We start from the raw sequence: 13,966 nt of genomic DNA, 5'->3' as shown, positions 1-13,966 counted from the left end.
CGTGGCGAAGGTGGACAACGGGCTTGCCCGTCTCAACCGCCGCCTCAATGCCATTCCGCAGAATGTCCGGGGCGCCGTGCAGCCGGCCCTGCTGAAGGCCGGGAATGCGCTCGCAGATGACATGCGCGCGCTCGCGCCTGTCGATGACGGCGACCTGAAGGAGAGCATCGCTGTAACGCCGGGCGGCTCAACCACGCCGCCCTATTCCCAGCCGGGCGGCCGGCAGGTGGTGCCGGAACTGCAGGTGCTCGTGACCGCCGGCAATACCAAGGTGCGCTACGCCCACCTAGTGGAGTTCGGTGTGGCGCCCCACGAAATCAAGGGAAAAGACGGCAAGCCCATGGGCAACGATGGGCGCTTTGGCCCTGTCGTGCACCACCCCGGCACCAAGGCCGAACCCTTCTTCTGGCCGGCCTTCCGCCTGCACCGGAAGAAGCTCGCCTCCGCCATCAAGCGGGCCATCCGCAAAGCCGCGAAAGACGCCAAATGACTGACCTTCTCGACGGCCACGTGAGCCTTTCCCTCGGCGGCGATGCCTTCACCCTGGCGCCCACCCTCGGCGCCGCCATGGCGCTGTGCCGCGCGCACCAGAGCTTCGGGGCGTTGATCGACAAGCTGGAGGCCTATGACCTCCCGGCGGCGATCGACGTGACGCGGGCCGGCATCGGCCTGTCAGCTCCCAGCGATCTCGACGCCCGCGTCTATGCCGCCGGCGTCATGAACATCGCGCCGGACTTGATCCGGTTCGTGATCCTCCTCGCCAATGGCGGGCGCAGCCCGAAGGCGGAGGCGGAAGACAAGCCGGGATCCCGCCCTTTCGACGCATGAGCCACGCGGACTTCCACGCATGGCTCTTCAAGGCCGCGACGGGCTGGCTGGGCTGGACCCCGGCCGTCGCCCTCGCGACCCCCATCCCGCAGATCGCCGCCGCCCATGACGGGCGGATCGACATGCTCGCCGCCCTGTTCGGCGGGCGGAAGGAAGCCGCGCCGCAGACGCCGCTGACGGCGGCGGCCTTCGACGCGATGTTCACAGCCAAAGGTTAGGAGCAAGCACCATGGCACTCTTCAGCGCGAGCGGGTCGAAAATCTACATCGGGGCCGTCAAGGTGCCCGGAGCAACGGACTTCGTGGCGGCCGATTTCACCTCCGAGGTGTGGACAGAGATCGGCGAAGTGGAGAGCATCGGATCGTTTGGCGACACCTCCGAACTCATCACCTCCAACGTTCTCAGCCGGGGGCGCACCCGCAAGGCCAAGGGCACGAAGAACGCGGGCTCGATGGAGGTCACGATGAATTCGGACTATGCGGATGCGGGTCAGCTCGCGCTGCGCGCCGCCGCTGCCGCCCGCGACAGCTATTCGATCAAGATCGAGTTCGCGGACAAGCCGTCCGCCGGCGCTTCGCCGAAGAACTCGATGCGCTACTTCACGGCTCTGGTCATGTCGGCCAATGATCAGGCCGACGAGGCGAACGCCATCATCAAGCTCACGTCCACGCTGGAGATCAATTCCAACGTGGTTGTCGTGCACGCCTCCGCCACCTGATGGCGCCGGATCGCGCCCTGCAGAGGGCACTTCTCGCGCGGTTCCTCGCGGCGCCGGCGCTCCTCGCGCTGGTGCCGGCCGCCAACATCATCGATGGGGACGGCGCGCCGCAGCGCTTCCCCTCGATCCTGTTCGGAGAAGGGCAGGCGGTGCGCGAGCCGCAATCCCTCTGCGGTCGCGAGCGGCGCCTCTACGCGACGCTACACGTCTGGACGAAGAGCGCTCCGCTCGCCCGCGACATCGCGGACGGCATCGTGGCGGCGGTGGAGGGCGCGACGCTGCCGCTTGAAGGGGGGCACCGGGCGGTGACGGCCATCGTGTCCTCGGCCCGCCTCCTGCGCGATCCGGACGGGGAAACCTCGCACGGCGTGGTCACCATCGAGAGCCTGGTGGAGGTGGCGTGGTGAAGGCGGGGCAGCTGGACCGGCGCATCACGATCGAGCGCGGCACCGAAGCGCGGGACGCGGACGGGGTGCTGACCACCACATGGGCGCCCGTGGCGACCCTGTGGGCGAGCCTCATCCAGTCCAGCACCTCGGAATTCCTTCAGGGCTCCGGCCTGCAGGGCGACACCGCCACGATCTTCCGCATCCGCTGGCTCGCCGGCGTCACCACGCGGGACCGCATCCGCTTCGACGGGGTGGGTTACGACATCAAGGAAATCAAGGAACTCGGCCGCAGGCGCGGCCTGGAGATCCGCACCATTGCGCGGGGAGTGGACTGATGGCCGGCGAAGAGGAACGTCTTGTCGTTGCCCTTGAGGCGCGGATCCGCGATTTCGAAAAGAACTTCGAGAAGGCGAAGGCTGTCTCGAACCGCCGCTTTCTGGAGATCGAGAAGCGGGCGCAGCAGAATGCGGTGAACCTGAAGAGCTATTTCAACGGGTCCACGGCCTCGATCAGCTCCGCCTTCGAGGCGCTCGGCGGCGCCGGTATCATCGCGAGCGGCGGCATTGCCGGTGCCATCACGACGCTGAAGGCTGCGGCCACCTCCGTCGCGGATCTTGCGGCCGAGGCGCAGAAGGCCGGCGTCGCTTTCGAGCCGTTTCAGGAGCTGAAGTTCGCGGCCGAACAGGCCCGCGTCGGGGTGGATGCGCTGACCGATGGCCTGAAGGAAATGCAGTTGCGGGCGGATGAGTTCATCCGCACCGGCGCGGGATCGAGCGAGGAGGCGTTCAAGCGCCTCGGCTATACCGCCGCCGAGCTGAAACAGAAGCTGCAGGATCCTGCAGCCCTGTTCGAAGAGATCATCGACAAGATGAAGCGCTTCAGCAAGGCGGGGCAGATCCGGATCTCGGATGAGATCTTCGGCGGTACCGGCGGCGAGCAGTTCCTGCGCTTCATGGACCAAGGGCTCGGCTCGATCTCGAAGGCGCGCGAAGAGGCGCGGCGGCTCGGCCTTGTCATGTCCGATGAGGTGGCGAAGGAGGCGGCCAAGGTCGCCAAGATGTTCGACATGCTGGCGCTCAAGATCGAGGTCGCGCTGAAGTCCGGCGTCCTCGAAGGCGCCGCCGCGCTGGAGAAGTACAAGACCGAGATCATCGCGGTTGCGGCGGCGTTCGGCGCGATCGCGGCCGGTGCTGCCTTGGGTCCGCTGGCGGCTTCGCTCGCCGCCACGGTCAGCGCCGCCGTGACCGCCGCCGGTCAGCTTACTGTCGCGGGTGCAGCTACGCTTGCCTTGGCGGCGGCGCAGCGCACTGCGGCATTCGCCAGTGCCGGACTTGCTGCCGCCCTCCGTCTGGTCGGCGGACCATGGGGCATCGTCATTGCGGCGGCGGTGGGGACCATTGCCGCGCTGGCTCTCCGGCAGGACCAAGCGAAGGTCGCGAGCGAGGCGCATAAGAGCGCCATGACTGACCTTGACGGGGCGATTGCGCAGGTCAAGGCGCGCGTGCCTGGCGCCGAGGCGGCGCTGAAGGCGCTTGCCGACCAGCATGTGACGAACGCCGAGAAGGCGCTCGCCGATGCACAGGCGGAGTTGGAGTACGCGCGCGCCGTCGCCACGAACCAAAGGGTCGGCGGCTGGGCCGGCAAGTACAATGCGAAGATGCCCACGGCCGACACGGCGGAAATGACGGCGGCGCTGGAAAAGTACATCGCGGCCGTCGAGCTTGCGCAGAAGCGCCTCGATGAGCTGAAGGGCAAGCGCGACGGCGCGCCCGCCGCTCCAGCCCCGGCACCGGATCCATCCATCGGCTACGGCTTCAAGGATGTGCAGAAAACCATGTCCGAGCGCCTGCGCGATCTTCAGCAGGAACAGGCGCAGCTCGGCATGACGACGCAGGCCGCCGCCGAATACAAATTCATGATGGACGCCATTGCCACGGCGCAGGAGCACAATCTCAAGCTCTCGCCGGAACAGCTCCAGCAGCTCCAGCAGCTCGCCGCGCGCTATGGCGACGTGACAGTCGCCATCGAAAAGACGAAGGCGTCGCAGGAGCGCCAACGCGAGATGCAGCAGGAGGTGGGCAATCTCGCCCAAAGCTCGATCATGGGCCTGATCGACGGGACGAAAAATTGGAACGACGTGCTGAAGGACAGCATCAAGCTCCTTGCGGAAATGGCGCTGAAGGCGGCCTTGCTCGGCGAGGGGCCGCTCGGGTCGGGTGGCGGCGGCATCGTCGGCGGAGTGGTGAAGTCCGTGGGCTCGGCCTTCTCCGGCGGATCCACCTTCTATGCGGACGGCGGTGTGCACACCCCGCAAGGCCCCCGCAAGCTGAAGAAGTATGCGCGTGGCGGCGTCTCGCGCAACGCGGCGATCTTTGGCGAGGCCGGGCCGGAAGCGGCCGTGCCCCTGCCGGATGGGCGCCGGATCCCGGTGGATGTCCGCGTGCCCATCTCGCCAGCCGAGACCATGATCCGCAACGCCTTCAGCAACAACGTCAGCGTCTCCCCCTCCTTCGTCATCAATCAGCCCGGCGGCGGGAATGACGGGCGCGCCAGTGACAGGGACAATCTGCGGGCCGCTCTGCGCGACGCCACGGCCGATATCGAGGCCATGGTGCGCAAGGTCTTCGCCGCCGACATGACCACGATGGGGCCGATGGGGCAGGCGGTGCGCGCCCGCTTTGGCCTCAATCCCATGCGGGGTGTCGGCCGATGAGCCTCCCCGTCTGGCCTGCCTCCGTGCCCTATGAGCCGCTGCGAGACGCCTGGGATGTGAAGCCGATCCGGGATCCGCTGGAAACCGAGATGGAAGCGGGGAACGTACGCATGCGGCGACGCCCCGGTGATGCGCTGCCGCTCATCAAATGGTCGGCCGATCTCTCCGCCGCCGAGTTCGCGACTTTCCTCGCGTTCGTGTCGGGATCGCTGTTCGGCGCCTCCGTCCGGTTCACGATGCCCGTCAGCCTCGACGGCGCGGCGTTCTCGGCGCGCACGGTGCAGATGCGCGCTGGAACGCTCGGCTGGAGCGCGAGCGGCGACAAGGTGCGCGTCGTCTTCGATCTCTACGTGTTCCCCGCTTCCGTGGTGTCCTGACATGGTGGATCTGTGGACCGACGCATGGGCCGAGGCCGAGGCCTCCTGCCCCAATAGCGTCCTCGTCTTCGACACGATCGAGCTGCAGCACCCCGCGTTCCTTGAGGGCGGCGCGCCCATTCCCCTGCGCTTCGTCTGCGATGTGGAGCCGCGCACCTTCGGGATCGAGCCGGGGGCGACATTCGATGCCGGCGCGCCAGCGGAGTTCACCCCCATCGCCTTCTCGGCGGACGCGCCCAACTTCTCGGAACAGCAGGTGCCTCAGTGCCGCGTCGTCATCGATAACGTGGCGCGCGACGTGATGCCCTATCTTGAGGCCGCCACAGGCTACAGGGCGGATCTCAAGGTGCTGTTCCGGCAGTACCGCGAGGATGATGTGAGTGAGCCGGCCTGCGGCCCGTGGGAATTCCTCCTCCGCAAGGTGACGGTCGCCGGGTCAACCGTCGAGGGCACTGCCTCCTTCGACGATCTCACCAACATGAAATTCCCGCGCCGCATCTATTCGCGCCGGGAATTCAGCTCCCTGATCGCCTGATGACGGCGGACGCGACGGCCCGCGCGGCCTACCTCACCAGCCTCATCGGCCGGCCATGGTCTCCCGGCGCCTCATGCTGGCACCTCGCGTGCGAGGTGGAGGCCGCCTTGTGGGGGCGCCACCTTCCGGCGGTGGAGATCCCCGATGCGGTGACTTGGCGGTGGATGGTGGACACCCTCGCCGCCCATCCGGAGCGGGGGCGCTGGCGGGAGCTTGCTGCCGACCCGGCGGGCCTCGTGGCGGCGCCGGACGGTGCCCTTGTGCTGATGGCCCGCGTCACGCAAGGCGCGCACGTGGGGATATGGCTCCAGCCCGAAGGGCGGGTGCTGCATGCCGATGCCGAAGCCGGCGTCGCCCTCGACGCCATGGTGACCCTGCGCGCCCGTGGATGGGCGCGCCTGCGGTTCTTCGAGCCAATCTGAGGACACGATGCACGAAGCGGTTCACATCGTCCTGCCGGGACAGGTGCTCGGCCGTGCGCAGCCCCGTGCGCGCGAAACGGTCGCCGGCTTCCTGCGCCGGGCGCGCCGATCGGGCGGGGCGCCGCGCGCCTGGTCAACCGAGATCCTGCCGACCGTCGTCGCCATCAACGGCGAGCCGGTGCTGCGGGCGGACTGGCGCCGACGCCGCATCCGCGCCTCGGATCGGCTGGTGGTCATGTCGAGGCCGCTCGGCGGGAGCCGGGCGCAGAACAAGCAGGTGCTTGGCCTCGTGGCGCTGGTGGGCCTCTCGCTCCTCGCGCCGGGCGTGGGCACGTGGATTGCGGGCCTCGGCCTCGGGATCTCCGCCAGCGTCGGCAGCGCGGCCTTCCTCATCGGCGGATCGTTCCTCGTTTCGACGCTGGTGAAGGCCAAGGCCGGCGGACAGGATGACGACGCGGGACAGGTCTACAGCTTCGCAAAGCAGGCCAACTCGGCCCGGCTCCTGCAGAGCATCCCCGTCAGCTACGGGCGGGTGAAGCGGTCTCCCGACTATGCCGCCGTGCCGTGGTCGGAATACATCGGAAACGATGAATATCTGAACATCCTGTTGTCCGAGGGCTGCGGGCGGTACAGCCGTGAACAGATCCTCATGGATGACACCATCCTTTGGGACGCGGCGACGGGCGTGAACCCGGAGTTCACTGGCGTTTCGGTCGCCTTCTATGAGCCGGGCGAGGAGGTTACGCTCTTCCCCGTCAACGTCTATTCCTCGCCGGAGGTGTCGGGGCAGGAACTGCCGAAGCCGGCGGACGGCTATGTGGGCGGCTTCATCTCGGCGCCGGCCGCCACCACCACCACGGATCTCGCGCTTGATGTCGCCGCACCGGGCGGCCTCTACACCACGAATTCGGACGGGGACCGGCGGCCCTTCTTCGTGCCCATCGTGGCGGAGTATCGGCCGGTGAACGACCTTGGCGCCCCCACGGGCGGGTGGTCGCAGCTCCTCGCCGAAAGCCTCGGCGGCGTGACGAACAAGCCCAAGCGCTGGAGCTTCAAGGTGACCGTGGCGCCCGGCCGCTATGAGGTCCGCCTGAAGCGGACCTCGGCGCCGAGCACGGACAGCAACGTGTCGGACACGATCGTGTGGATGGGCCTTCGTGCCTTCCTGTCGGGTCCCCGCGCCTTCGCAGGGGTGAGCACGATCGCGCTCCGCCTCAAGGCGACGCAGCAGCTGACCTCGGCCGCAGCGCAGGCCCTGAAGGTGATCGAGACGCGGATTCTGCCGGTGTGGTCGGGATCGGCCTGGGTGGAACAACCGACGCGCTCGCCGGCCTGGGCCTTCTGGGACATGGCAACCAATACGGACTATGGCGCGCGTCGGTCGGCCGCGAAGGTGGACCTGCAGGGCGTCCTGATGCTGGCGGTGACGGCGGCGGCACGGGGCGATTGCTTCGACTATGAGTTCACGTCCTCGGTCGGCGTCCCTGAGGCCTTCGACACGGCATTGGCGACGGTGCGAGCGAAGCACCGATGGGCCGGCGACATGCTCACGCTGGTGCGCGACGAATGGCGCGCCGTGCCGAGCATGCTGCTCACGGATCGGGAGACCGTGCGCGGCACCTTCGCCGTGGATTATGAGTTCGCATCCTCCGACGCGGCGGATGCGGTCATTGTCGAGTATGTGGATGAGACCACGTGGCAGGCCGAGGAGGTCCAGTATCCCGCCAGCGTCGTGGCCGAGAACCCGATGCGCATGCAGATCCCCGGCATCGTGCAGCGGGCGCAGGCCTATCGCGAGGCCGGCTTCCACTATCGGCAGAACGTCTATCGCCGGGTGCGCCCCTCGGTCACCACGGAACACGATGGGAGGCTGATCAGCCTCGGCGAGCACGTGCAGATCCAATCGGATCTGCCGGGGGCGTGGGGCGCCGCCGGCGTTGTTGCGGCGCGGGCCGGGGCGACCCTCACCCTTGAGCCGGCCCCGGCCTGGGCTGGCTCGGGGCAGCACTATGTGGTGCTGCGGGACAGGACAGGCGCGGCCTTCGGGCCGGTGAAGTGCGCGCGCGGGGGATCGGATGCCCTGTGCGTCCTCGATGCGGCGGATCTCGCCATTGTCGAGACGGCGCAGGGGCAGACGCTGGCGGCGGTGCTCGCGCGGGCCGATGGGTCGGAGCTGCCGACCTTCGCCCATGGATTTGGCTCGGCATGGCAGCGCCGGTGCATCGCCCTGTCCGGAGCGCCGAGCGGAGACCGGGTGTCGCTGACGTTCGTTGTGGATGATCCGCGCGTGCATGACGACGATGGCGCTCCCGATCCTTTGCCGGGCCTGCCATCCCTCAGCCTGCCGAAGGCGCCCATCGTCGCGGGCTTGCTGGCGACGCTGGAGCAAAATGTGCTGGAGCCGGTGCTCTCGGCCTCGTGGTTTCCTGCATCGGGCGCGCTCTTCTACCGGGCGCGGATCTCCTATGACGAAGGCGAGAGCTGGACCTCGCTCCCTGATATCACGGCGGCGGAACTGTCCGTGGTTGTGGAGCCGGCGGCGATCCGTCTTCAGGTGTCGGCCGTGGGCGCGACGCAAGGCCCGTGGGCAACGGTGGACGTGGCCGCGCCGGTGATCGACGGCAGCAAGCTCCCGGTGTCTGCGGAACAGTTCACGGACGCGACGCGTGACCTGGTGCTGAAGCGGACGCAGGCCGCACTCATGTCCCTGCAGGAGGGTTTCAATGCCCTCGCGATCATCGTCGCGGACGTGGATGCCGCCGGCGACCTCAATCGCCGCGACATGGCGCGCACCCTTGCCGTGCAGCTCGGCGCGGCCTCCGCCAAGTTCTCGGAGGAAATCACCGCCGCCGTGGGGCCGGACAGCGCCATTGCCCAGCAAGTCACGGAACTGGCGGCGGCGGTGGCAGGCGTGGACGCCAGCCTGAAGGCGCGCTTCGTCGTCGCCGTGACGCCGGCCGGTGCCATTGCAGCCTATGAGCTGCAAGCGACAGCCGAAGAGGCCTCGGCCGGACTGCGGGTCATCGCCCGCAGCGATGGCATGGGCGGCGCCATCGGTGAAGTGCAGATTGATGCCGATCGCTTCTATGTGAGCGGGGACGGCATCAACGGGGTTCCCGTCTTCCTCGTGGACAATACGGGGCCGACGCCTGTCGTCTATCTCAACGGGGACATGGTGGCGGCAGGCTCCATCACCTCGCCGAAGATTGCCGCCGGGGCCGTGAAGACGATCAGCCTTGAGGCGTCGTCCGTGACCACGGACAAGATCATCATCGGCGGCGTGGCCACGAGCAATATCGCGCCGGGGGCGGTGACGGCGTTCGTGACCGAGACGCTGACGACGACGCTGCCGCCATCGTCTTCGCCGAGCGCGACGACCGTCACGGTGTTCACGACTTCGATCGTCCGCACCGCCGGCTCGGCCTGCATCGTCCGCGCCAACATCGGCACCATCGCTTGGAACATGCCTTACACCGATCGCGGGAGCGGGACGGTCCCCGTCACTGTCTATCGCTCGGTGGCCGGCGCGGCCGAAACAGTCGTGTACAGCGGGACGCTGTTCCTCGGGGCCTATCCCGCCGGCTACGTGGGCAGCACGGCCATGATCAATTTCGGCGGCAATCCCCTGCCGCTCGAATTCCTCGACGCGGACAATATATCCGGCGCGACCACCTATCGCGTCGTGGTCGGCGGCGTCGGTTCGTCTGGCTTCTACGGCTCCCGCATCATTTCCATGACGGAGTTCAAGAGATGATCTTCATCAAATACGATAATCGCTCTGGCGAAATCATCTCGATGCTCAGCGTGACGCGCCTTGAGGACGCATTGGCGGCAGTTCGCAGCGGACGGGAAGAGTTGCTTCTCGTGCAGACGGCTTCGCTGGATCCGGCCGCCCACTATGTGGTGGACGGTATGGTGGCGTCCCGCCCGGATGCGCCCGTCCTCGATGCCGACGAACTCGTGGCCGTGGTGGGCGAGCCCGTGGAGATCGCGCGGAACCTGCCAACCGGCACCGCCTGCATTCTGGCGGGTGGGCCGGGGGCTCCGGAAGTGCTGGTGAGCGAGGGCGTCGCAACGGCTGTTGCCTTCCAGCCGGGCGCTTGGACGGCCGAGATCATCCCGCAATGGCCGCAGCAGGTGGCGCGCTGCCGCATCTTCGTCACCGCCGCCACCTGACGGCAGCTCAAGGATCGCTTCATGTCTTTCAGCGACTTCTATGCGACCGGCACCGTGACGGTGCCGGCGGGTGGCACCGCCGTGGTCGGCGCCGGCACGCTCTGGAGCACGCCCATCGTCGCGGGCGACACTCTGGAGGCCGGCGGCCGGGCGGTGCGGATCCTCGATGTGGTGGACAATACCCACCTCACCTTGGCCTATGGCTGGCCTGGGGCGGCGCTTGCCGGATCCTCCTACATCATCGTGTACAACTCGCCCTTGCGCACCACCGGCGCCTATGTCGCCGAACGCATGCGCGAGCTGATCGAGCGCCAGCGCATCCTTGACGATGGCGTGCCGACCTATGTCGCCAAGGGCGCGGGCACGAATGCGCCGCCTTCGACCCCTGCGGCGAGCGATCTCTATCTCGTGGGCAGCGCTCCCACGGGCGCGTGGACCGGCTATGGCGGCTATCTGGCGGTGGCGACGGATGCGGGCGCCTGGCGCTTCACGGCGCCGGCCCAAGGCATGCGCCTCTATGATACTGCGACCGATGCCACGTGGGAGCGCCACGCCGCCGCGTGGGTGAACATCTCTCCGGTTCCGACATCCGCCCTCGGGGCGGCGAACGGCGTGGCGACGCTGGACAGCGGGGGCAAGGTGCCGGCCGCACAGCTTCCGGCGCTGGCGATTACCGAGACGTTTCCGGTTGCCTCTCAAGCCGCGATGCTGGCGCTCACGGCGCAGGTCGGCGACGTGGCAATCCGCTCCGACGTTCGAAAGAGCTTCATCCTGTCCGCCTCGCCGGCGACGACGCTGGCGAACTGGCTGGAGATCCTCGCGCCGCTCGGCGCGGTCTCCTCGGTTGCGGGGCGGACGGGCGACGTGACCCTTGGCACGGGGGACGTGTCCGGCCTGGACGCCTCCCTTGCCGGGAAGCTGGCGACGGGGACGCGCAGCATGTGCATCCCCGCTGCGGCGTTCACGCCGCGCACCACCAGCGGCGCCGCGTGGGGGCTGGTGGAGACTGCCGCAAACAAGCGCATGGTGCGCACTCTCGATTTCGACGCTGCGACGGCAGAATATGCGCAGATCTGCATTCCCATGCCCAAAAGCTGGAATGAGGGGACCTTCACGGCGCGCCTGATCTGGCAGCCGGGGGATGGCGCGGTGGGCAACGTGCGCTGGGGCGTTCGGGCCGCCTGCGTCGATTATTATGACGGCACGGACAATCTCGATCGCGCATGGGGAACCGTTGTTGCGGTAGCAACGGCAACCTCGGGCATGAGCACGGCCACCTGCTACACGGACATCACCACCGTCACGCCGGCCGGCACGCCCGCGAACAATGCGTTGCTTTTCGTCGAGATCTTCCGCGACGCGGCGGACGCCGCCGACACCTATGCGGCCGACGCCAAGCTTGTCGCGGCCTATGTCAACGTCACCCTCGATGCCGTGAACGACGCCTGACCATGCTGCCCTTCAGCCAAGTCTTCGCGCTCGGGGTCAACAATGCTGCCGTCGCCGCGGCGCCATCGATCGCCTTCCGGGCGGGCTATTCAAGCGCCACCAATGCCTCATCCTACACCTTCGCCTCTTGCGACTTCGGCGCCGAACCGGGAGCGGCCGAGACCCGCGAGGTGTTTGTTTCGATTGAATGGTATCAAGGGGCATCTGCTACCCGCACGCTTTCCAGCGTGACCATAGGGGGCGTGGCTGCCGCGCTGGAGACCCCATACGCCAGCGGCGTTTTGCAGGCCATGTGCGTCGCGCGTGCGGTGGTCCCGACCGGGGTCTCTGGCGACGTGGTGGTGACCTTTTCCAACACGGTCACCAGCTGCTCGATCGCCACATACCGCGTCATGAACCGTCCGGGCGCGGGCACGGGGGCGAGCGATAGCGGTTCGGTTTCCGCCACCACCGCCACCTCCGGGGGGATCGCCGGCATAGACGTTCCGGCCGGTGGGTTCGTTCTCAGTGTCGCCGGGTGGAACAACACCATTTCGGCGCCGGTGATGTCCGGCCTCACGGGCGCAACCTCGGACGTGTTCAACACGCCTGAAAGCACGGGATATGCCGCGCACGGATCGACGCCGCTTCAGGCCTCCGCCAGCACCGGAAACACCATCACGTGGACGTGGACCACGACGCGCACGGGCTTCATGGCCGCGTGGGCTTTCTGACGCCGGCAAGCCGGCACCATCTGGAGACGAACGATGCCCGATCCCTTCAGCGCGCAGGCTGACAACCTGTCGTCGCCCTGTTCCCACCTTGCGACGGTCGCGCCAAGCGACACCGTGGACCTTGCGGTCCCCTGCCGCTCGCTTTGGGTGGGCACGCCCGGAAACCTGAAGGTCACCACGCTCGGCGGCGAGGTGGTGACCGTGCCCGATGTCGTCGGGATCTTCCCCGTCCGCGTCACCCGCGTGTGGGCGACGGGGACGCTGGCGGCCGGCATCGTGGCGATGTGGTGAGGAGGTCCAGATGCTGGGGATCTCCCTGTCTTGCTGGATCGCATTGCTGAGGCAGGCGGCAGAGCTGCGTCCGCCGCCGGGGTTCGTCTTCCTGGTCGATAATGACGGCAAACGCCTCACCGATGCCGATGGCGCCTATCTCATTGAGCGCATCTGAGGGCGGGCGCCGGCGCCGCCGGCCGCTTTCAGAGGAAGAACTCGCGGATCTCCGCGCACTCTTTGAACGTGGCGTGCCCTCCCGCGTGCTCGCCCATAAGTTCGGATGTGCCGGGGGCGCCGTCATCCGCAACATCGCGCGAGATCATGGGTGGCGGCGGCCGGAGGGCTTCGAGGCCGCTCGCCGCGCCGCCGCCCGCTGGCACCCGACGCGGGAACAGGCGGCATGGCTCCGCGCGCACTGGAACGCCGGGCCGACCATGCTCGAAATGATGGCCCATCTCAATGTGTCGCGGAATGCGATCGAGCGGGCCGCCCGCCGCCTGGGACTCCCGCCGCGGGATCGCCGGGCCGTCCTCGACGCGCGGCGAGCCAGCTCCACCCGGCGGGCCTTCGTGCTCTCCCTTTGGAATGCGGGGGTCGATACCGACACCATCTGCATCGAGGCCGGCAAGTCGCCGGCCTCGGTTCGGGCCATCGTTCGCAACGCGAGGGCGCGGGGCGAGGAGGTCGCGCGGCGCCTGTCGCCGAGACCGTGCGCCATGCCGGCGGCCGCTCCCTTGCGCGCCGAATTGCAGGGATTTGGTTCCCCATGAAGCCCATCCCGATCGAGGAAAAGCGCAGGATCATTCGTGACCTGCGGATCGAGACTGCGCCCGCGCGCTGGACTGGCGCCTATATCCATGAGCGCCTCGTGGAAGCCTTCCTCGTGCTGGCGCGCCTGCCGGGCCATCTTGGGCCGGACAGGGTGCGCGGCGTGGTCGGCGGCCTTGCTCTTCCGGAACCGGAAGGCACGGGGCAGCGGCTCGCCGGCGAGCCGCGCATGAACCGGCCGCCACCGTCTCCCGCGCAGATCTCGCGGATGGAACGCGCCTTTGAATGGTGCGGCCTCTACCTCGCGGAAGACGAAGAGGCGCGCCGAAGCCTCCTCCTCTGGAGCCGCGGCAAGGCGCGCGGACGGAAGGTGGCGACCATTCTCGGACAGGCCGGCTTGACCCGCTCGGACTTCGACGCAGCCCGGCGGCGGGGTGCCCTTGCGATTGCGGTTTGCCTGGACCGCGATGGACGGCCGATCGACTGACCCGCCGCACGCTCATCCACCCAAGGCTAGGCGGGCAATTTCACCGCCAGCACAGCGAGCGCCGCGAATGCGATGGTGACAGCAATCATCGCGAAATCCCTAACCGCGGCTCACGACT

Annotated in this window: 18 protein-coding genes; all 18 read left to right on the top strand. The window is 68.0% G+C overall.

Annotation, left to right across the window (positions count from 1 at the left end):
* The first annotated feature begins 1 nt into the window (after window position 1).
* The 18 genes from ACT54R_RS13805 to ACT54R_RS13720 all read left to right on the top strand — a co-directional run bounded on the left by ACT54R_RS13805 (window position 2) and on the right by ACT54R_RS13720 (window position 13,848).
* On the top strand, window positions 2-490 hold the full coding sequence (locus ACT54R_RS13805) for an HK97-gp10 family putative phage morphogenesis protein (protein ID WP_476327181.1): 489 nt from the start codon (window positions 2-4) through the stop codon (window positions 488-490).
* Window positions 487-828: a hypothetical protein gene (locus tag ACT54R_RS13800; protein ID WP_476327179.1), complete on the top strand. Its 342-nt coding sequence runs from the start codon at window positions 487-489 to the stop codon at window positions 826-828. The genes ACT54R_RS13805 and ACT54R_RS13800 overlap by 4 nt, the downstream gene beginning before the upstream one ends.
* Complete coding sequence (locus tag ACT54R_RS13795) at window positions 825-1,046, top strand: hypothetical protein (RefSeq protein ID WP_476327177.1); 222 nt, start codon at window positions 825-827, stop codon at window positions 1,044-1,046. Before ACT54R_RS13800 ends, ACT54R_RS13795 begins: the two co-directional genes overlap by 4 nt.
* Before the next feature lie 11 nt (window positions 1,047-1,057).
* Window positions 1,058-1,546 carry a phage tail tube protein gene (locus ACT54R_RS13790; protein ID WP_476327175.1) on the top strand — a complete coding sequence of 163 codons (489 nt, stop codon included), beginning with the start codon at window positions 1,058-1,060 and terminating at the stop codon, window positions 1,544-1,546.
* Window positions 1,546-1,953: a DUF3168 domain-containing protein gene (locus tag ACT54R_RS13785; protein ID WP_476327173.1), complete on the top strand. Its 408-nt coding sequence runs from the start codon at window positions 1,546-1,548 to the stop codon at window positions 1,951-1,953. Before ACT54R_RS13790 ends, ACT54R_RS13785 begins: the two co-directional genes overlap by 1 nt.
* Window positions 1,950-2,270, top strand: coding sequence for a phage head closure protein (locus tag ACT54R_RS13780; RefSeq protein ID WP_476327171.1), 321 nt, complete (start codon window positions 1,950-1,952; stop codon window positions 2,268-2,270). Before ACT54R_RS13785 ends, ACT54R_RS13780 begins: the two co-directional genes overlap by 4 nt.
* Window positions 2,270-4,648 (top strand): hypothetical protein, encoded by a 2,379-nt coding sequence (locus ACT54R_RS13775; RefSeq protein ID WP_476327169.1) that lies wholly within the window; start codon window positions 2,270-2,272, stop codon window positions 4,646-4,648. Before ACT54R_RS13780 ends, ACT54R_RS13775 begins: the two co-directional genes overlap by 1 nt.
* The gene (locus ACT54R_RS13770; protein ID WP_169121142.1) at window positions 4,645-5,025 is read left to right on the top strand and encodes a hypothetical protein; all 381 of its coding nucleotides are present in this window, start codon (window positions 4,645-4,647) and stop codon (window positions 5,023-5,025) included. Before ACT54R_RS13775 ends, ACT54R_RS13770 begins: the two co-directional genes overlap by 4 nt.
* A 1-nt stretch (window position 5,026) precedes the next feature.
* Window positions 5,027-5,560 (top strand): DUF1833 family protein, encoded by a 534-nt coding sequence (locus tag ACT54R_RS13765; RefSeq protein ID WP_476327167.1) that lies wholly within the window; start codon window positions 5,027-5,029, stop codon window positions 5,558-5,560.
* Window positions 5,560-5,982 carry a hypothetical protein gene (locus tag ACT54R_RS13760; RefSeq protein ID WP_476327165.1) on the top strand — a complete coding sequence of 141 codons (423 nt, stop codon included), beginning with the start codon at window positions 5,560-5,562 and terminating at the stop codon, window positions 5,980-5,982. Before ACT54R_RS13765 ends, ACT54R_RS13760 begins: the two co-directional genes overlap by 1 nt.
* Window positions 5,983-5,989: 7 nt before the next feature.
* Complete coding sequence (locus ACT54R_RS13755) at window positions 5,990-9,736, top strand: host specificity factor TipJ family phage tail protein (protein ID WP_476327163.1); 3,747 nt, start codon at window positions 5,990-5,992, stop codon at window positions 9,734-9,736.
* The gene (locus ACT54R_RS13750; protein WP_476327161.1) at window positions 9,733-10,158 is read left to right on the top strand and encodes a hypothetical protein; all 426 of its coding nucleotides are present in this window, start codon (window positions 9,733-9,735) and stop codon (window positions 10,156-10,158) included. The genes ACT54R_RS13755 and ACT54R_RS13750 overlap by 4 nt, the downstream gene beginning before the upstream one ends.
* A gap of 21 nt (window positions 10,159-10,179) precedes the next feature.
* Window positions 10,180-11,607: a DUF2793 domain-containing protein gene (locus tag ACT54R_RS13745; RefSeq protein ID WP_476327159.1), complete on the top strand. Its 1,428-nt coding sequence runs from the start codon at window positions 10,180-10,182 to the stop codon at window positions 11,605-11,607.
* A gap of 2 nt (window positions 11,608-11,609) precedes the next feature.
* Window positions 11,610-12,320 (top strand): hypothetical protein, encoded by a 711-nt coding sequence (locus tag ACT54R_RS13740; protein ID WP_476327157.1) that lies wholly within the window; start codon window positions 11,610-11,612, stop codon window positions 12,318-12,320.
* A 33-nt stretch (window positions 12,321-12,353) separates the two neighbouring features.
* Complete coding sequence (locus ACT54R_RS13735) at window positions 12,354-12,611, top strand: spike base protein, RCAP_Rcc01079 family (protein ID WP_476327155.1); 258 nt, start codon at window positions 12,354-12,356, stop codon at window positions 12,609-12,611.
* A 10-nt stretch (window positions 12,612-12,621) separates the two neighbouring features.
* Complete coding sequence (locus ACT54R_RS13730; protein WP_476327153.1) at window positions 12,622-12,768, top strand: hypothetical protein; 147 nt, start codon at window positions 12,622-12,624, stop codon at window positions 12,766-12,768.
* A 73-nt stretch (window positions 12,769-12,841) separates the two neighbouring features.
* The gene (locus ACT54R_RS13725) at window positions 12,842-13,363 is read left to right on the top strand and encodes a hypothetical protein (RefSeq protein WP_476327151.1); all 522 of its coding nucleotides are present in this window, start codon (window positions 12,842-12,844) and stop codon (window positions 13,361-13,363) included.
* A complete protein-coding gene (locus ACT54R_RS13720; RefSeq protein ID WP_476327149.1) occupies window positions 13,303-13,848 on the top strand; it encodes a DUF6362 family protein in 546 nt (181 codons plus the stop codon). The genes ACT54R_RS13725 and ACT54R_RS13720 overlap by 61 nt, the downstream gene beginning before the upstream one ends.
* The last annotated feature ends 118 nt before the right edge of the window (window positions 13,849-13,966 follow it).

Source organism: Xanthobacter sp. DMC47, assembly GCF_056313845.1.
Note: the sequence above shows the minus strand (reverse complement) of the source record. Positions and strands in the feature narration are given on the sequence as shown.